This window comes from Patescibacteria group bacterium, from assembly GCA_041674405.1.
Lineage (GTDB): Bacteria > Patescibacteriota > UBA1384 > XYA2-FULL-43-10 > XYA2-FULL-43-10 > JBAYVT01.
This window is the reverse complement of the sequence record JBAYVT010000006.1, coordinates 18289-37334: the sequence shown is the minus strand read 5'-3', so window position 1 is coordinate 37334 and position 19046 is coordinate 18289. Positions and strand designations below refer to the sequence as shown.

The following is a 19046-nucleotide window of genomic DNA, read 5'->3' as shown; positions in this document are numbered from 1 at the left end:
GTAAATTTACAAATATGTCCTTTTTTCCCATAAAAACGCTTGATAAATAAATCCGCTAATGATAGAATATTTTTGTAATTCGGAGGGGCAATGACACGCAAATCTTTGGCAAAGGAAATTGCTAAAAGAACTAAGCTTTCTATGCGCCAGGCAGAGAATCTGGTTATTGCTTTTGGCGCTGTCGTAACAGATGTCCTCGAGCGCGACGAGAAGATCGTATACTCCAACTTCGGCACTTTTTATACGGTGCATTATCCTTCCAAAGTAATAAACCATCCCAAATTCGGTGCTTCCAAACGAATGGTGATGCTTCCGACCAATGTTGCCAAATGGCTGCCCTCTGGCAACATTAAAGCTTTGGCGAACGGATCTGAGCTTCTGGATAACCCAACAATGCACAAAGCAACAAAAGCTAAAGAAAAATTTGTTCCAATAAAAGATTCTGACGAGAAAACACCGGCAAACGTAGTTTCTCCTGCCTTAAAAAACGCAGCAAAACCTCTTCCGGTTATAAAGCAAACCACCACCGATGCCAGCAAACAAGCTAATCTTGAGGATATTGATGACATCGAGGCATACGACCAGGCCAAGCATGCACAACAAGGTACAACCGAGAAACCGAAACCGAATAATTCGAATGTTTACGATGAGATTATGAAAGACGGCACGCACGAAATCTCGACATTCAAAGACGCCATTCGAGTTCATCGAGGAGAAACAGAAAAAAAATCAGAGAAAGCAGAACCGGCACAAGGCCCATTTTCGATTCTCAAAGAAAAATTTGGTTTTGGCAAAAAAACAGAAGATAAGGTCTCTGAAGCGCCAGCACCCCAAAAAGATTCTGAACATATCAATCTAAAAGAGGGCGGAATATTCGATGCTGCGGCAGGCGGAACAGATCTCGGAGCAAAACCCCTTATTGGAAAACTTGCTGAGCAAAAAATTGATAAAGTTAAGGGCGAGCTTCAAGAAACCAATGCACAAGATTTGATAGCCGAAAAAGCACACGAGAGCGCATTGCCCCCAAAAAGCACCCCTATTTTGAATACAAGGCTGACACAAAAAGCCGACATCAAATATAAAGATTTGTCCAAAACAACTGTCCCCAAGGAAATTTTGGGAAGAATTCCAGAAAATATCGCCAGAAAATACAAAGCCGTGCCAATCGAAGAGCAAGATGGCAAAGTTATTGTTTCGATGGTTGACCCCGAAGATATCGAAGCAAAAGAAATTTTGAAGAGAATTTTGGGCGCAAATATTGAAATTACTTTAGCTACAGAATCTGATATAAACAATATTCTTTCGCAATATCAGGGGCTTGAATCCGAAGTATCCCAGGCCATTGAATCAGTTGAGGATGACGAAGAAGGTTCTAAAAAAGTCATTGACAGGAAATCTTCAAATCTGGAAGAAGATGCTGCCGCTGATGATGCTCCGGCTGCTAGAATTGTCGCCTCACTTCTAAAACGGGCAATTCGCGATAAGGCATCTGACATACATATCGAACCAACAGAAAAGGAAGTTGAGGTGAGATTTAGGCTGGACGGAGTGCTTAAGAAGAAGGTGGATTTGCCCAAAGACATTCAGTCATCGGTTATTTCAAGGATCAAAATTCTATCCAATTTGAAAATAGACGAGCAAAGATTACCCCAGGACGGCAGATTCAATATTACGGTTGATAATCGACGTGTAGATTTCCGCGTCTCAACCATGCCGGTGGCATTTGGTGAAAAAATCGTGATGAGAATTTTGGATAAAGAGACCGGGATTCTCACCATTGAGCAACTCGGCCTGCGAGGATCCGGTCTTGATACTCTCACCGACAATTTGAAAAAGAGTCACGGCATGATCTTGGTCACCGGACCGACTGGTTCAGGAAAAACCACATCGCTTTATGCCATGATCGATGAGCTTTACAGCGAAAGTACCAATATCGTTACGCTCGAAGACCCGATAGAGTATCAAATGACCGGCATTAACCAAAGCCAAGTCAATTCAGACATCGGCTATACATTTGCCAATGGGCTGCGGTCTATCCTGCGGCAGGATCCGGATATCGTAATGATCGGTGAAATTCGCGACGCTGAGACTGCAGACATGGCAGTGCATGCGGCACTCACCGGACATATAGTTTTGTCGACCCTTCATACGAATGATGCCTCAGGCGCTGCTCCACGCATGATTGATATGGGAGTCGAACCATTTCTTCTTACCTCTTCCCTAAACTGCGTGATCGGCCAGCGACTAGCAAGAAAAATCTGCGAGAATTGCAAAGAAGAAATAAAAATTTCTGCCGAAGAGATAGCAAAAATCAAAGAAGAAATCAGCAAAATGCCAGCAGCCGAAAAAACTGCTGTTGAGAAAAAAGAAATGAAATTTTTTAAAGGAAAAGGATGCAAAAATTGCGACAACACAGGTTACAAAGGCAGAATTGGCCTTTTCGAGGCATTGAATATAAATGCTGAAGTCAAAGGATTAATTCTGGAACGGGTTCAGTCGAGTAAAATTTGCGACCAAGCAGTCAAAGACGGAATGGTGACCATGATTCAAGACGGAATCTTAAAAGCATTCGATGGTTTAACCTCAATGGAAGAAGTCTGGAGAGTAACAAAAGATTGACGGTCACAGAAGAATAGCCCACAGAAAATCACAGAAATAAATTCTGCGTTATTAAATAAAAATTCTGGTAATTAATTCTGTACCATTCTGTGTAAAGATTCTGTGAAGTAATTTCAGATTATATTGGCCGGAGACCAAATGCGTTTCAAATATCAGGCCAGAAATGGCGAAGGAGAAATAGTTAAGGGGGAAATCGAATCGGCAGATGAGGCCGGGGCGATTTTAGCACTTCGCGATAACGGCTTGTTCATTTCAAAAATAGACTCCGAAAATGGCAGAAAATCGGTCTTTTCATTCTTATCAGGCAAAACCAGCCTTAAGGACAAAATCATTTTAACGCAGCAGCTTGCCGTAATGATAAAGTCCGGCCTCTCTGTCGTTGATGCCCTTGACGCACTGAAAGGAGAGGTATCGAATAAGAAATTTGCAAAAGAAATTGGCGAAATTATCAACGATGTCAAAGGGGGCACCCAGCTTTCAGATGCGATGGCAAAATTTCCGGACTCTTTTTCCGAAGTTTACGTCAATACCGTCAAATCAGGTGAAAAATCAGGCAAACTTGACTCAGTCTTAGATGGCTTAACAGTGCAGCTTGAAAAGGATTATGAAATTTCATCCAAGTTACGCGGGGCGATGGTTTATCCCATCTTCGTAATGATTACCTTGATTGTTGTAATGGCAGTAATTTTGATTGTAATCATACCCCAGTTAAAACTAATTTTCGATGATGCCGGGGCTCCCTTGCCCGCTCTCACAAGAGCTATCGTTGCCATATCCTTTTTTCTCAAAAACAACATTATTTGGATCGTCATTGGTATCGCGATATTATCGGTTCTTATAAGTTATTTTGCAAAAACCAAAGAGGGTCGGCATCTTTTTGACAGCATGAAGTTGCATATTCCGGTTCTTGGTAATTTATTCAAAAAAACATATATGGCCAAATTCACGCGAACGTTTGCTGGATTAACTTCCGCCGGCCTTCCCCTGCTTGATATTTTTGAGACATCGAAAAGAGTAATCGGTAATGTGCTCTATGAAGAAGAGCTGGATCGAATGATCAAAAAAGTTGAAGTTGGACAATCGGTTTCAAAAGTACTTAAAGAATCCAAGCTATTCCCCGCTATCATTGGCCAGCTTGCCTCCGTCGGCGAGAAATCCGGCAGCATGGATAAAGTATTCGAAAGCATGGCTAATTTCTTTGATAAAGATGTAGAAAATATCACCAATAACCTTTCCACTTTGCTAGAGCCGATTTTGATGATTGTAATGGGTGCTGGTATCGGCTTAATAATCATGTCGGTTCTGCAGCCGATTTACGGCTTAGTGAATGTGATGTAAAATTAAAAATAGTCAGTAGCAAGTAGTCCTTAGTCCTTAGTGGATTGCCCTATAGACAAACTACTGACTACGGACTAAAAAAGGAGTGGGCGTGGCTGGATTTTTTTCCGGTGGCGATTTCGGCAGGGTATTTGGCCTCGACATCGGTTACGAAACTTTAAATTTATGCGAAATTGTGAGGCATGGAAACAATGTCAAGGTTGTTGGTACTTGTGAATATCCTCTAACAGAGAGAATTCTCGAAAAAGACAGGATCAAAGACAAAACGGCGGCAGCCAATATGATCAAGGAAGCTCGCCGCAAAGCCAAACCTCATGAAATCAAAGCAACTCGAATTGTCTCCACCCTCCCGGAAACATTCGTGTTTTCAAAAACTATTCAGCTGCCAAAAATGCCTGACCGCGAACTTGCCGTTGCGATCCCAAATGAAGCAGCCCAGTATCTGCCAATTCCAATATCTGAAGTTTACATTGATTATCAAATCCTAATTGATCATCCGGATGAACCTATCACGGATGTTCTTGTGGCTGCTGCGCCTAAAAAACTGGTTGATGATTACGTGGAAATGGCAAAAATGGCCAATCTAGAGCTGGCTGCACTTGAAACCAAACCGATTGCAATCGGCAGAGCAGTTATTCCCGACAAATCCAATCAAGCATTTGTGATCGTGTGTATCGGTTCCGAAGTATCACGTATTTCTGTCTGGGACAGGGGCGAAATCAGGCTTGCTACCACCGCCTCCCTCGGCAAGAACAAGATACTAGAGACAATGTCTGGAACAATACCGGGGTTAAAAAATATATCTGAGATAAATATTAATGCGGAAACAAAACCAATTCTTGACTCTATTTTTGGAGAAGTCATTGATGAAATTTTTGAAGCAATAAAATATCACCAAAATCGAGATTATAAGCCAGGTGATATTTCCGAGATTAAACTCTCCGGTAGCGGCTCTGAAATTAAAGACATCGAGAAATATTTTTCTGATGCCATAAAAATAAAAGCCGTGATTGCTAAACCAAAATTTAAGACAAACATCGAGATAACACCCCGGTTTATCACCGCATTTGGTTTAGCAATAAGGAGCGTATGATGGCGACGATCAATCTCATACCACCCAGAATCAAAAAAAACCAACAGACAAAAAGAGTCGTTAGTCTTATCTCGACTTCCCTTTTTGCAGTTCTAGTCATGCTTCTTATAGTATATGGCGCTATTTGGGCTACAGATAATTTTATGAGGAACGAACTGGCCATCTCAAACCAAAGCGTTGCTGATGCTGAATTTAAACTAAAATCTTACAAAGATATCGAGGACCGGATTACATCCATAAATAGTAAATTAGCGAGGCTTAATACTTTAAAAACCCAGAGCACTGATTGGACTGATGTTCTTCAAAAATTCGATGCGGCAGTCCCTGAGAAAATTCAAATCACCTCCCTGCAAACAGATAGCGCTTCTACAAAGCTTACGCTTTCGGGCATTGCCCCTTCAAGAAGAGAAATAGTAATGTTGCAAACCAAGCTTGAAGATTCCGACTATTTCTCCAATGTGGCTTTTGGCTCCTCCGTTCTTGATAGTACTGCTAACACATTCACTTTTTCACTTACCGGAGTATTCAAAAAATGAAATTTTCAATTCCAAAATCCTATTATGTTCTTTCAATATATGTGTTGTTAATTGCAGCTGTGATTATTTTTGGTATCATACCCAAAATTAACGAGCTCAAAAGCAATCGTATTGCCTTGGAACAAAATAATGCCAAGCTTGCCAAAGATGAAGAGGCAATTTCAAACCTAAGTAAATACAGTAAAAACAAAACTGATCTCGATAGCGTAGAAAAAACAGTTAAGAATCTATTGCCAGATACTCAAAATTCAAGCGATTTCGTTGTGCAAATGGAGGCTCTCGGTACCGATTTATCAATTGTTTTTCCCACCCTCACTATCACCGAGCCAGTAGCCAAAAAAGCTACTCCGGTCCAAGAGGACGAAAAAACCACAAGTGCAAACAAAACTAGCTCCGAAAGCACTAGTTCCACACCATCCGCAGCAACCTCAACAGCCAAGAACTCTGGCACCGGAATCCCCTTTTCTACGTCCTTTAAAACAACCTATCCAGGATTTAAAACTTTTTTACAGAAAATTGCATCATTTCCCCGGTTCACATCATTAAGCTCAGTAAATATTTCCGGTTATTCAGTTGATGCCGGCACGCTTCAATTTGATTTGAAAGGAAACATTTATTATGGCAAATAGTTTTGATGGAAAGAAAATATCAGTATACGCAGTTTGCATCGTAGTGCTAGCCGGTATTGTATTGGGCTATTTTGTCTATTCCAGCCTAATGAAAAATAGTGATACCGCGACAACAAGCAATAATGAAGATGTTGAACTTAAAACCGATCAATTCAAATCACTCACGGAAATTAAAGATTATGGACAGAAGGTTACCGCAACCGAAGCCGGATATGGGCGCGATAATCCATTTGTCCCTGTTCAGTGATTAGTGATTAGTTCGTATTTGGTAGTCCTTAGTCTGTAGAAAGAAAAATCAGCCCTCGAGGGCTGATTTTTCATATGAATTATCTGTGTTAATCTGTGGACTAAATCGTGGTAGTGCTATTCTTTTTCCTCTTCTTTTTTTGCTTCGCCTTCATTTAAAGCCATATAGACTTTAGAGACGACATCTTTTGGCATTTCTTCGGATTTTACAAGGTATGAATCATTTGGGCGCATCATTTCCTTGATTTTGTCTATCTCTTGTACCAGCGCAGTTAAAATAATTACAGGAATATCTTGAGTTTTGTCGTCTGCTCGAAGCTTTTTCAAAGTATCTATGCCATTTAATTTTGGCATCATAATGTCAAGAATAATTAAGCTTGGATGTTCCTCTTGCGCTTTTTTGTAAGCCTCCTCGCCATCGGCAGCGCCAGTAACGACAAATCCTTCTGCCTTTAATCTCTCTTCGTACATTTCACGAAGAGTTAAATCATCATCAACCACCATTATTGTTTTACTCTCCGGCATATCTCCTCCACAAACAAATTTAAGTTATTAGTTATTGGTTAATATTATACACTAATTGTGTTTGTAGACCACGAAGTCAAATAAATCATAAACGGTACCACTTTGGCGGTCAATATTTGCCGTGAGAGTTCTGGCCGCGTTACCAAAATATCCGGTTGATTTTACAGTCGTCCAGGGTGAAGCCATTTTTCTACTATTTCTTGGTATTAGCGCGATATAAATGTCGGAGCCAACCGGCTTGATTGATAATTCTGCCTTGTTACTAACTGCAAGTGAAGATTCTGCTACCGATGAAATAATGTTAGCCTTAGAGTAGCAATACCTACATACTGGTGACAACATTGGCGCAAGCATAACCCTCGAGGTGGTATCCGCTATCGGAATAGCAGTAGTCGGAGTAACAAGCGCTTTTTTACGCTCAAGAAAAGTTTTTGTTTGTTCAGATCCAAAAGTGCCGGTCACCTTCACTTCTATCAGCGTTTTGTCCGCTGGATCAGAATTTCCATTATCCTGTCCGTCAAAATTATCCATTTTTAGATACATGTCCATATCATTGCTTCCGGAACCGACAAAATTACTGATATCAATTTTTATGCTTTCATCGCGTGGGATTCGGAAAACCTTTGCATCGCCATTTTTACCATACTGGTCACTTTCGAAAAACTGCAGATTAAAAGAACCGTCCTCTCTGTCAGTATCACCATAGAATTTTGCCTTGTAAATCGCATTCAAATCATAAAATTTCTTTTCGCTGTTTGGGATTAATGTCGCTACAGGATCGGTACTTAATTTATTCAATCTTGCATTGCTTAGATTGTATCTTCGAACATTCGACGTCCCATCAGGCACTTGATAGTTCATGTTGTAACGGTAACGCAACATACCTTCCTCAATTCCAGATTCAGCAGCATAGTAAGCAACTGTTCCATTTTCATACAAAGATGAAATAGAAGTATCAAGAATAAAAATCCTGCCTATAGCAAAAGCAATACCGCCTATCGCCGCCATCAGAAAGAACGCAATGATAATTGCAGATCCTCTCGATTTTACTCGAAGTAAACCACTCAACTTCACGTTGGCTCCTTGCTTAACCCTCTTCATCAGCCATTTGTTCTCCGGTTTGACTTTACAAACTTTATAGACTTTCGACTTTATGGACTAATTTTATTATAATACTTATGGAGGGAAATGCCAAAAAAACGAAAGCATAATTTCTTACGTTCGATAGAAGCCATTTTTTGGGTTTTATTTATTCTGTCGACGATTTATATACTTATGCGCTTTGATGCATTCAGGGCATCTTCTTTGCTTCAATACGTTTTGATCGGTGGTACACTTGCTGCCGTGTTCTTCTACCTCAACAATCGTTCTCTTTATGAAGAATCTCAGAGAAAAACTGAGGAACTTATCGAAAAACAACGAGAAATTAATAATCGCCAAAAAACACTCGACCTCGTATTTAACAATTCTGCTGATGGAATATTGGTGCTTGACGATGAACAACGAATAGAGGATTTTTCTCCGGGCATGGAGAAAATCACCGGCTACAAAAAAGAAGAAGCGCTTGGGCATCTCGCCCAAAATCTTCTGAAATTTCATGCTGAAAAAAATAGCTCACTTTTGCCAGATTTGATGTTCACAAGCCCACAAGTTAAAAGAACCGATCCTTACGTGAAAAATAGAATCGTGACAAAAGATGGCGAAAATGCGGACATTGAGGCAAGCTTCGCGTTGATTCGCGAAAATGACGGAAAAGTAAAATCGCTTGCCGTTATCCGTGATGTTTCATATGAAAAAGCGCTCACTGAAAGAGATAAAGAATTTATTGCTGTAACTTCTCACCAGCTAAATACTCCTCTTTCAATAATCCGCGGTTACTCCTCTCTATTAATTTCTGGCAAAGAAGGGAAACTCAGCACAAAACAAGCGGAATTTATAAAAGAAATTCATAGTTCGACCGAAAAAATGGTTTTACTGACCAATAACCTTTTGTCCATTTCAAGAATCGAGCAAGAGAAGATCAAATTAAACCTTGAAGATGTTAATATGTCAGACTTGATGCATAAAATCATCAAAGATTTAGAATCTAAGGCGGAAGAATCGAAAGTTACCCTTACCCTTTCTGAAATTGATAAAAATTTAATTATTTTTGCTGATGGCGAAAAATTGGGCCAGGCAATTATTAACTTCATGGATAATGCGATCAAATACGCCCCGGGTGGCAAAGTTTCAGTCGAAGTTATCGACAAGAAAATTTCAGTTGATATAATCGTTTCTGATAATGGAATTGGCATTCCGCAAGATGCGCTTCTTAAAATCGGGGAAAAATTTTACCGGACACAAGAAGCAATAAATATCGATAACAAAGGTACGGGCCTTGGCGTTTATATTGCCAAGACCATCATTGAAAAACACGGCGGCACATTAAATATCGAAAGTAAGCCCAAAAAAGGCACCAAAATTTTAATCAATATTCCTAAAAGGACAAAGGAGACTAATGGCAAAGATCTTAATAGTTGATGACGAAGAACCAATCCTTCGAATGTATGGGGAAGCGCTGACTGGACACGAAGTAATAACCGCGGGAAATGGCATCGAAGCACTAGAGGCGGCGGAGAAAGAAATGCCGGATTTAATTCTTCTTGATATAATTATGCCCCAAGAAAACGGTCTCGACGTGCTAGAAAAACTGAAAGACAACAAAGAAACATCTTCAATTCCGGTAATGATGCTCACAAATCTTCCAGAGGAGGCTTCAGCCGACAAAGCCCGATCTCTCGGCGCTAAAGAGTATTTTGTCAAAGCCCAATTCGAACCGGAAAAACTCGCCTCTAAGGTTAGCGAAGTGCTTGAGAACTGATATTAATTTCACAAAAGAAAATTTGAGCAAGAACAAACGATCAATCATGAACAAATACAATTCTATTTTTAAATTTGCACCTGGTCCAGGCATTACTTTCACTGACCTTGTTGCAAAAAGTGATTATGGCAAAGCCAACTTTGTCTTCATTTATCAAGATGGCGTATGGGAAAATTATGCTAAACCAGAAGACGAACATAAGCTAAATCAAAAAGGGCTAGAGCTCTATTCAGACAAAGAAAAAACAGATGAACTTTTTGCAAAGATTGATGGCTTGACCAAAAGGATAATTTCATTAACTCGAGATTTTGACAACTTAGATTTGGGCTCTTTATCTGAGGGTGAATTCTTAAAGGTTTTCTCTCAGCAAATTTCTCTTATTGTTGAATATCTTGATTACTATTACTTAACCGAGTATTTCTTTTTCGATTCAATCGAAGAAAAAATTAACGAAGCTTTGGAAAAGAAATTTGATACTAAAGACTTGCCAAACATATTGACTGCTTTATTATCATCTCCGCCTGAAAATAATCTGTTAACTGAAGAAAAAATCGATAGGTCAAAAATCGCATTAAAACTTAACGATGATAGGTTTACCAAACAGCTTATACTTAATAAAAACTGCGATGAACTAAGAAAAAGTAAGAGTTTTTCTCTCGTAAAAGCGCATGCTGAAAAGTGGGGCTTTCTGAATTACAAGGATGGCAAAAAATACCAGACGGTTGAAGAAGTGCTCGAGCTTTTCTCCGAAGATTTGCAGAATACAGATAAATCAGAATCTTTCATTAAAGATATTGTGAACCAATCTGCTAAATTAACAGAAGAACAAAAGAAGCTGGAAAAGGAACTGCCCCCTGAAATAGTTTGGCTTGGGAACGTGGTAAGGCAGATGCAAGAGAAGAAATTTGAGCTCCGAATACTTTTAAATAAATCATTTTTTGGCGATGAAAGCATTATCTCTCTTCTTTTCAGAGAAATCAGCAAACGCTTTTATATTGCAATGAACCAGTTAGAATTTATGGCTGTGGAAGAAATTGAGGAACTTTTTCAAACAGGAAATTTTCCCCTGAAAGAAATCATAGATAGACAAGAGAGCTTTGCTTATATTCCTGAGGGTGGTACATATCAATTAGCTACTGGTGAAAAAGCAAAAGGAATAATCAGGTTAGTCAAACCAGTTATTGAGAGTGATTTGCATGCTTTCAGAGGCAATACGGCCAATTTTGGTTTTGCAAAAGGTAAGGCAAAACTTATCAGATTAACGACTAAAGTTCAGGTAATACAGGAAGAAATCGCCAATATGGAAAACGGACAAATTCTTGTTACTGAAACCACTGGCCCAGAGTTAATCCTCGCAGTTAAAAAAGCTAGTGCCATAGTGACCAACGAAGGTGGAATAAACTCGCACGCTGCAATCGTTTCAAGAGAATTAAATATTCCTTGTATTATCGGAACCAAGATTGCCACCGAAGTAATTAAAGATGGCGATATTATTGAAGTTGATGCTGATAAAGGTGAGGTAAGAATAATTCAAAAAGGAAAGTTATGAGTGAAATACCAAACTTTAATGCAGAAAATGAGACTCTACGCAAATACGGTTCAGATGTTAAAATAAGAAATTATTGGAATAGACACGCTCAAAAACAGAGCGGTGAAGTTATTGTTGCTGGAGCATTAAGTAAAAGTAGCATCTCAGAACAAGGAGCCTCCAAAGCAAAAGAGCTTGGCGGAGGAATTGAAGCTTCCCAACACGGTGCAAAAGCTTACGTCAGTGAATCACCAAGAACACGAGAGACAGCAGAAAGCATTCTTAATGGTTACCAGGAATCAAACCCAGATGTTCCAATAAGAAATATAGCCATAAGGGAACAACTAACCCTTAATTTTCCGAAAGAATTTCTTGAATTATATGATAAAAAGTTTACCGAAAGTCGAGCCAAACTGATGCAAGAAATGGGCCTAGACCCAGACAATTTTAAGAGTTTACCTCCTGATGAGCAAGAAAAAATAGCAGAGAAAGCAGAGGAACCTATTTTGGCAGAATGGCTATCGGGTCAAACGGATTTATCACAACTTCAGTCTCCTGAAATGGCAGCATATAATTTTGCACAACTTTTTAACCGAAGGCATAATCGAATGGCTTCAAAATTATATTCTGGTTCGGAAATAGATTTATTCCATATATCGCATAGAGGCATAATGGAGCCATTTCTAACGTCTGGTATCCTAATTGATGAAGAAGGGCAAAGAGTTAATAATATTGACCAACTAGGCGGCTCTCTAGCGATACTCGAGGGCTGGGAAAGCGAAGTTGACACAGATTCAGATGGCAATGCAACAATCTCAGTCATTTTAAGGAATAAAAGGTATTCTGTCGATAACGATGTTTTACACCAACTAGTCGAAGGCAAAAATGAGTAATCTCGTAATAAAATTTGAAGAAATTAAGCCAAATGATATATTACTTGTCGGTGGAAAAGGTTTGGCTTTGGGAGAACTAGCTAATGCTGGCTTTCCTGTTCCTGAAGGGTTTGTCATTTGCTCTGAGACCTTTGAGAAATTTCTCAATGATAACAATATCTCAGGTAAAATCAACGAGATATTGAATAAACTAGAAGAAGGAAACATCGCCAATTCTGCAAAGGAAATTCAGCAGTTAATTGCAAATTGTGAAATAAATATGGAAACAGAAGAAGCAATTTACCGATTGTTTGATGAGGAAAAATTGCTATACGTTGCCGTTAGAAGCTCTGCCACTGCTGAAGACAATCCAAAAATGTCTTGGGCAGGTGAACTGGAAACCTTTCTTTATGTTAACAAAAACGACCTTTTACAAAGGATCAAGGATTGTTGGTCTTCTCTTTATTCGCCACGAGCGTTAACGTACAGGCTCGAAAAAATGGTTGAAGGAGATATCAAGGTTGCCGTGGTGATTCAAAAGATGGTCCCCAGTGAAATTGCTGGAATTGCCTTTACGGTCCACCCTGTTACTAAAAACAAAAACGAAATTTTCATTGAAGCGGGTTTTGGACTTGGCGAATATGTTGTCGGTGGAGACATTACCCCAGACAAATATGTGATTGACAAAAATGACTTCGCCTTTTTAAGTGCTGAAATTAACCAACAAGAAAAGATGCTTATTTTTGATGGCGCCATCGTATCAAGTAAAGATGTCCCCCGTGCACAAAAAAAGACTCAAAAAATTGAAGGCAAAAAAATAATTGAGCTTGCAAAGATGACTAAAGATATTGAGGATCATTATAAATTTCCTTGTGATATTGAATGGGCTCTTGAAAAGGGAAAAATCTACATTTTGCAGTCTCGTCCCATTACGACACTCTAGCTAAACTAAGCGTGTATGAATGATGTCGGATCCGATATTTAGACCCGAGTCCTCATTGCTCGGTTTTACCTTACAAAAAATGACCAACCCAGTGGTTGCTCATTTTTTGGTAGCGCCAAGGGGAATCGAACCCCTGTTACCGCCGTGAGAGGGCGGCGTACTAACCGCTATACGATGGCGCCAAAACGAAAAAATTATATCACGATTTGGCTAAAAAATCAATCCTAAAGTTACTTCTATCCCGCAATTGTCTGGGCAATTTTTTCACCGAAGGCATCGGCGCTGTCGGGACCATTGGCGGTAATTATATTTTGGTGAACGGTTATCGGCTCTCCTGTATAGAGCGCTCCGCCTTTTTCCAGATCTGATTGGCAGCCAGACCAGGCAGTAACTTTTTTCCCATTCAGGACTCCCGCGTTTGCCAAGATTGAAACTGCCCAGCAAATTCCAGCAACAATCTTTCCTGCAGAATTGAAGGCTTTGGCCAGATTCATCAACTTTTCATCTCGAAGTGATGACTCTACTCCCGGCCCGCCGATAAAAATTACCCCGGCGAAAGAATTCGGATCGATTTCATCAACTTCGATATCGGTAGCAACTTCTGTGCCGCCGACGCCAAAACATTCTCCCGGCATAATTGCCACAACCTTGTAACCAATGCTGTATTCATGCAAAAGCCGTGTTGTTTCGGCATATTCCTGATCTCGAAAGTCTTTATTCGGCAACACCACGACCACATCATTTTCATTACCCATTTTCGCCTCCGGCTAATTAGTCCATAAAGTCCTTAAAGTCAAAAGTCTATAAAGTCTTTATGAATCCTGATAACATTTTTGAAATTTCGACAGTTAATAAGTAGATTCTATCAAAATCTGTGCTTCTGACATAACCTTGTTCTTTAGCAATATAAAGCATTGAACGAACCTCAGCGCAGGACCCTTTGGCAATATACAAAAAATGTTTAAATTCTTTATCTCCGCGACGTTCAAAACCCTCAGCAATATTGTTCATAATCGATATCACCGCCCTTTGAATTTGATCGCGAAAACCAAAATCCTTGTTTGCCTTGAATATCGTATAGACCAAGAGAGTCAGCTCTTTCGCCTTCTGCCAAGCCAATATATCTTCAAATTTATTGATTTTCATTTTCTCCCGCTTTATGGACTTTACAGACTTTATGGACTTTCGACTAAAAACGTAATCTTTTTTCGAGCATTTCATAAGACTCTTCTCCTTTGAAAAGGCCATATTTTTGCCAGACCTTTTCTCTCTCGACATACTTATTGTCGTATATCTTGTAATTTTTGCAATACTTTTTGGGCGTTAAATTGAACATCAAAGCATTTGCACCAGCCAAGAGTCCCCTGTGGCGCCCATTTTCCGGATCCAAAGTTTCGAGTGCAGTGGTGACCGGAATCTTAATCTCGGGCATGAGAAGCCGCGACACAGCGATGTATTTTAGAAATAATTCCACAGTTTTGACTTTTGTCCGCCGGTTGGCGGATTGACTTTTGATTTTGTAAAGCGGCGTCCCTCCTGTTGGAATGAATGGCCCTGATGAGATCATCGGCACTCCCAGTTTCTTCACCATCAAAATATCGCTCGCAATATCGGATATTGTCTGTCCTGGAAGCCCCACAAGGCTGCCAGAAGCAACGTAATATCCGATCTTCTGTTGCGTCCGCAAAGAAGACAAACGTTGTTCCAGGGAGTGTCCTGGGTGTAATTTCGCATAAAGTTTTGGATTGCTTGTCTCAAATCGAAAGAGTGAACCATGCGCCCCTGCCGCAAAAGCCTTCCTGTAAAAATTTTCGCTTCTCTCGCCTACCGATAAAAAGATAAACACCTTATGATTATTTTTTAGCGCGCTAATAATTCCGATTATATCATCATCCGAATACGAGAGATCCTCTCCGCTTTGCAGGACGACCAGTTTATATCCCTCATTCTCTATCGCATCTCCGGCCGCTTCAATAATTTCATCAGCACTCATTCGATAACGTTTAATACTCTCGTTATCTTTTTGAATTCCACAATACATACAATTATTTTTGCAGTAATTTGAAAATTCGATAATACCATGAATGCAGACGAAATCCTTGAGCTCCGATTTGCGCAAAGTATTAGCTTCCGAATATAGCGTCGTCAGCTCCTCCGGATTTTCAAGTGACAAGAGATATTCTATATCAGGCTTTGTAATCCTTTTCACTTTTCTCTTTCCCCTTTGCCCTTGTTGATTTGCCCTCAAATCAACAATCATTTCCTTCAACCTATCCGGCAACTTTTGATTATCAACCGGTTTATATTTTGTTTCCAGCAAATTGATAATTTCTCTTGCCTCGTTTTCATCAATAATTTTTACCGCACGCTCAGTAGCATAGAGAATCCAATCACCTACTTTCGCGCCAGAAACAAAACCGAGATCAATTTTGATTTGATTTTGGTTTTCGGCAATTGAGGCCATGCCATTTTTTATATCTATAATTTTTCCCGGGATCGTAAGGCACATCGATTGCTAAGCTCCAAATCCACAAATTACAAATTTGAAAAAGCATGAAAATTATTATGCATGTTTATAATACCCGATGAGGCGTTTGTAAACAAAAACGCGCGGCTCACACACAAAGTCGCGCAACGGCACGGAAGGCTGGGTATCCAGGGCACCATTAGCTTGCCCCGCTAGCTCGCCACCACACCCAGCCTTCCGCCGTTATTTTAGTCCAAAATATCCAAAATTTCTTTGTGATTTATTCCACAATTTTTGCAAGCCCCTTTGGGCTATCCGGATTCAATGATTGAAAGATTGCTAAATAGTACGCAATTAGCTGTACAGGAATGATTTCTGGGAAAACTGAGAGTGTTTGAAATTCTGCTACTGGCAGATGTATTTCCGCGCCGTGATTTTCAGCTCCACCGATAAGAATACTAGATGCTCCGGCATCCTTTGAAATCTTGATTATTTTCGCGAGGATTTCCCGATTGCCATCCGATTCTGGTTCAAAGATGATGACCGCCGAATCGGAAGAAACCATTCCGATCGGCCCGTGCATAAACTCATGCAACGGGAATGCCTCTGTTTCGATATTTGCGCACTCTTTAATTTTAAGTGCGGTTTCAGCCGCACTGGCAAGATCAATGCCAAATCCTAGGCAAAAAATATTTTTTGCTTTTGCAATTTTCTTCGCCACAGAACGAATATTGCTTTGGTATCCATCTGATAATATTTTGTTCATTTCGGCAAGTACTTCTTCTTTTTTCATCTCAAATAAATAATCTCCGGAAAGCTCTTCGGACAAAAGGAAAAACTGCAACATTTCTGCCGTATATGTTTTTGTGGCCGGAATTGCCCTTTCTGGTCCGGCGAAAAGCAGCAAAACATCCTTGCAAAGATGAGCAAGAGTTGAATCTGGGTCATTTGTAATCGCAATAGTTTGAGGATCATGCTGTTTAATATGGGAAAAGGCATCAATTTCATCAGCAGACTCTCCACTTTGCGAGATAAAAATAACTAGCGATTTATTATCTACAGAGGAAATGTAATTTAAAAATTCACTGCCCGGCATTGCTTGTACTAATATATGATTTTTAAGCGAAAACAAATTTTTGGCAAAAATGCACGAATGATATGAACTGCCAGATCCCACCAAAAAGATATCTCCGCCTTCTGAGACTGCCTGTCTTATTAATAGCGCTGCTTTTCTGAGTTTTTCATTGTGCCTATCAAGAACAAGACGGCGGATGAGTTCCGGCTCTTCATAAATCTCGTCATACATTAGATGGTGATGATCCATAACTCCTCTGCTTTTCGTTAATTCAATTGTTAATACAATTGTTTTAACTACCGAATAAACTATTGTATCAACTACTGAATCAACTCTTTAAAACTTTGTGGACTTTCGACTAGCTACGCTATTCATAACGCAGCGCATCCAATGGATTGATTTTAGCTGCCCTTCTTGAAGGATAAAATCCGGTCGAGATCCCAACTACCAGCGAAAAACCGACAATGATGGCAACAAATGTAAACGGGGTTGAAAACAACACGATTGGCTCCGCACCAACCATCCTAGCCAAGCTACCAACAAGAACATTGATCAGCACAGCCAGAAGCTGCCCAAATGCTGCGCCGGCAATTCCTCCTGCACCAGAGATGATAATTGCTTCAGCCAAAAACATCCAGTAAATATCGCGGTTATCAACGCCGACCGATTTCATTATCCCAATGTCACGAGTTCTCTCCAAAAGGGCGATCGTCATTGTATTGAACATTCCGATTGCCGCAACGACCAGGGCAATCCCACCCAATAAGCCAAGGGCGATCCTAATCCCGCCAAAAACGCTGTTTACTTGGGCAATTGTGTCAGCAACCGAAGTAACAGAAAGCCCCATGTCTTCGATTTCCTTGCGAACGCCGCCCATAGTATCTTCAGAAGCGGTTTTTACCTTTAAGGACGAGTAGATGGCGCGCTCTCCCAGCAGATCCTGAACTTGAGACAATGGGATGTAGGCAAAGGGAGAAGTGTTATCGGAGACAACGCCAGACACAATAAGGCTTAAATCTTTGCTTTGAGACTGCTCTTTTTGTTTATAGGAAATATTAAACGCGATTGTTTTGCCGATTATTGAATTTTCGTCCGTACCAAGCGCCTGCAAAAGGGCCGTTGACAACACTGCTTTTTTATCATCATCCATGAAAGTAGAGCCTTTTGTGAGCTTAAGGTCTTCATACACAAAATAGTCACCTTGCACAGCCGTAGCTACCGCATCGGTTTTTTTGTCAGCAAGCGCAACCTTGCTGCCCAATGAGATAATCGGGCTAATTTCTGATACATTGCTTAGTTTTGATATCTTATCAATTGTCGGTTCGTCAAGCTTAAAATTAGCCGTTTTCCCCTGTGTCACATCAAGGGTAGTAAGCGATTGAATCGAGCTGATTCTTTTCACCGAAAATTCTTGAAGGCCATATCCCAAAGAAACCAAGAAAACAATTGTCCCGATACCAACGGCGATGCCGATAACAGTAAGCAAAGACCTCATTCTTTTCCCCAGAATATTTAGCCAAGTTGTTCTGATAATTTGAAAAAATTTCATATCAAACCCTTAGTTGGAAAACGCATGCTCTTTAAGATCAAACCCTTCAATATTTTTAACCGCTGCTGTATTTTTATTTTTTTCTTCTTTAACAATTTTACCATCTTTAAGATGAAGGACACGATCAGCATATTTTAGATAATCCGGATTGTGCGTAACCATAATTACCGTTCTCTTTGACTTCCGGTTTAGTATATTAAAAATTTCGATGACCTCATCGGCCGATTTTGAATCCAGATTTCCTGTCGGCTCATCAGCAACCAATATCCAGGGATTCGGTGCAAGTGCCCTCGCCATCGCCACTCTCTGTTGCTGTCCGCCAGAAAGCTCTGTTGGTTGTTTGTTTATGTGTTTCTGTAGCCCGAACATTGTAAGAAGTTGCTCGGCACGATGTTCTGCGCGCTTTAGGGGTTCTCCGTTCGCCACCAGCGGAAGCGCCACATTACCTTTGTTTGAAAGATTTTTTAAAAGGTTGAACTGCTGGAAAATAATTCCAATCTTTGTTCGTCGGTAAAAAGCGATTTCCTTTTGCGAAAATTTTGAAATATCTTCTCCGCGAATACTAACTTTTCCCGAGTCAACCGTCTCAAGCCCGCAAATCACGTTGAGAAGCGTCGATTTGCCACAACCAGAGGGACCAAAAAATATCACGAATTCGCCCGAGTCTATGCTACAGCTAATCCCGTTTAAAACAGAAAAAACATTATCAGCAACACCATATGATTTCGTGATATTTTCCACTTCAATTACCTTTGTTTTCGACATT

At 40.2% G+C, this 19046-nt stretch carries 19 protein-coding genes and 1 tRNA gene; 11 read left to right on the top strand and 9 right to left on the bottom strand.

The features are described from left to right. Positions 1–90 precede the first annotated feature (90 nt). The 6 genes from WC080_04510 to WC080_04485 all read left to right on the top strand — a co-directional run bounded on the left by WC080_04510 (position 91) and on the right by WC080_04485 (position 6462). Complete coding sequence (locus WC080_04510) at positions 91–2619, top strand: ATPase, T2SS/T4P/T4SS family (protein MFA7244516.1); 2529 nt, start codon at positions 91–93, stop codon at positions 2617–2619. Positions 2620–2757: 138 nt separating this feature from the next. Next, a complete protein-coding gene (locus tag WC080_04505) occupies positions 2758–3957 on the top strand; it encodes a type II secretion system F family protein (GenBank protein MFA7244515.1) in 1200 nt (399 codons plus the stop codon). 91 nt (positions 3958–4048) lie between these two features. Further along, the gene (pilM, locus tag WC080_04500) at positions 4049–5050 is read left to right on the top strand and encodes a pilus assembly protein PilM (protein MFA7244514.1); all 1002 of its coding nucleotides are present in this window, start codon (positions 4049–4051) and stop codon (positions 5048–5050) included. Then, positions 5050–5586: a PilN domain-containing protein gene (locus WC080_04495; protein MFA7244513.1), complete on the top strand. Its 537-nt coding sequence runs from the start codon at positions 5050–5052 to the stop codon at positions 5584–5586. The genes pilM and WC080_04495 overlap by 1 nt, the downstream gene beginning before the upstream one ends. Then, positions 5583–6215: a hypothetical protein gene (locus tag WC080_04490; GenBank protein ID MFA7244512.1), complete on the top strand. Its 633-nt coding sequence runs from the start codon at positions 5583–5585 to the stop codon at positions 6213–6215. The genes WC080_04495 and WC080_04490 overlap by 4 nt, the downstream gene beginning before the upstream one ends. After that, entirely contained in the window at positions 6205–6462 is a 258-nt protein-coding gene (locus tag WC080_04485; GenBank protein ID MFA7244511.1) for a hypothetical protein, read from the top strand. The genes WC080_04490 and WC080_04485 overlap by 11 nt, the downstream gene beginning before the upstream one ends. 116 nt (positions 6463–6578) lie before the next feature. On the opposite strand, the gene WC080_04480 is transcribed toward WC080_04485, so the two are convergent. Beyond that, complete coding sequence (locus WC080_04480; protein MFA7244510.1) at positions 6579–6986, bottom strand: response regulator; 408 nt, start codon at positions 6984–6986, stop codon at positions 6579–6581. Between the two features lie 51 nt (positions 6987–7037). Next, positions 7038–8087: a pilus assembly PilX N-terminal domain-containing protein gene (locus WC080_04475; GenBank protein ID MFA7244509.1), complete on the bottom strand. Its 1050-nt coding sequence runs from the start codon at positions 8085–8087 to the stop codon at positions 7038–7040. 87 nt (positions 8088–8174) lie between these two features. Between WC080_04475 and WC080_04470 the strand changes: the two genes are divergently transcribed. The 5 genes from WC080_04470 to WC080_04450 are packed head-to-tail and all read left to right on the top strand — an operon-like array spanning position 8175 to position 13189. Further along, on the top strand, positions 8175–9506 hold the full coding sequence (locus tag WC080_04470; protein MFA7244508.1) for an ATP-binding protein: 1332 nt from the start codon (positions 8175–8177) through the stop codon (positions 9504–9506). Further along, positions 9484–9846, top strand: coding sequence for a response regulator (locus WC080_04465; GenBank protein ID MFA7244507.1), 363 nt, complete (start codon positions 9484–9486; stop codon positions 9844–9846). The genes WC080_04470 and WC080_04465 overlap by 23 nt, the downstream gene beginning before the upstream one ends. 46 nt (positions 9847–9892) lie before the next feature. Beyond that, positions 9893–11395: a PEP-utilizing enzyme gene (locus WC080_04460; protein ID MFA7244506.1), complete on the top strand. Its 1503-nt coding sequence runs from the start codon at positions 9893–9895 to the stop codon at positions 11393–11395. Next, entirely contained in the window at positions 11392–12267 is an 876-nt protein-coding gene (locus WC080_04455; protein MFA7244505.1) for a hypothetical protein, read from the top strand. The genes WC080_04460 and WC080_04455 overlap by 4 nt, the downstream gene beginning before the upstream one ends. Beyond that, positions 12260–13189: a PEP/pyruvate-binding domain-containing protein gene (locus tag WC080_04450; protein MFA7244504.1), complete on the top strand. Its 930-nt coding sequence runs from the start codon at positions 12260–12262 to the stop codon at positions 13187–13189. The genes WC080_04455 and WC080_04450 overlap by 8 nt, the downstream gene beginning before the upstream one ends. 107 nt (positions 13190–13296) lie before the next feature. Here WC080_04450 and WC080_04445 read toward each other — a convergent pair. From WC080_04445 to WC080_04415, 7 genes are all read right to left on the bottom strand, one after another. Further along, positions 13297–13371 (bottom strand) — tRNA-Glu (locus tag WC080_04445). A 54-nt stretch (positions 13372–13425) separates the two neighbouring features. Next, entirely contained in the window at positions 13426–13944 is a 519-nt protein-coding gene (locus WC080_04440; GenBank protein MFA7244503.1) for a DJ-1/PfpI family protein, read from the bottom strand. 46 nt (positions 13945–13990) lie between these two features. Continuing rightward, positions 13991–14335 (bottom strand): four helix bundle protein, encoded by a 345-nt coding sequence (locus WC080_04435; GenBank protein MFA7244502.1) that lies wholly within the window; start codon positions 14333–14335, stop codon positions 13991–13993. A gap of 43 nt (positions 14336–14378) precedes the next feature. Beyond that, entirely contained in the window at positions 14379–15698 is a 1320-nt protein-coding gene (gene hydE, locus WC080_04430) for a [FeFe] hydrogenase H-cluster radical SAM maturase HydE (protein MFA7244501.1), read from the bottom strand. Positions 15699–15936: 238 nt separating this feature from the next. Beyond that, on the bottom strand, positions 15937–16980 hold the full coding sequence (locus tag WC080_04425; GenBank protein ID MFA7244500.1) for an SIS domain-containing protein: 1044 nt from the start codon (positions 16978–16980) through the stop codon (positions 15937–15939). Between the two features lie 118 nt (positions 16981–17098). Next, positions 17099–18280: an ABC transporter permease gene (locus WC080_04420; protein MFA7244499.1), complete on the bottom strand. Its 1182-nt coding sequence runs from the start codon at positions 18278–18280 to the stop codon at positions 17099–17101. A gap of 9 nt (positions 18281–18289) precedes the next feature. Next, a complete protein-coding gene (locus WC080_04415; GenBank protein ID MFA7244498.1) occupies positions 18290–19045 on the bottom strand; it encodes an ABC transporter ATP-binding protein in 756 nt (251 codons plus the stop codon). Position 19046 lies beyond the last annotated feature (1 nt).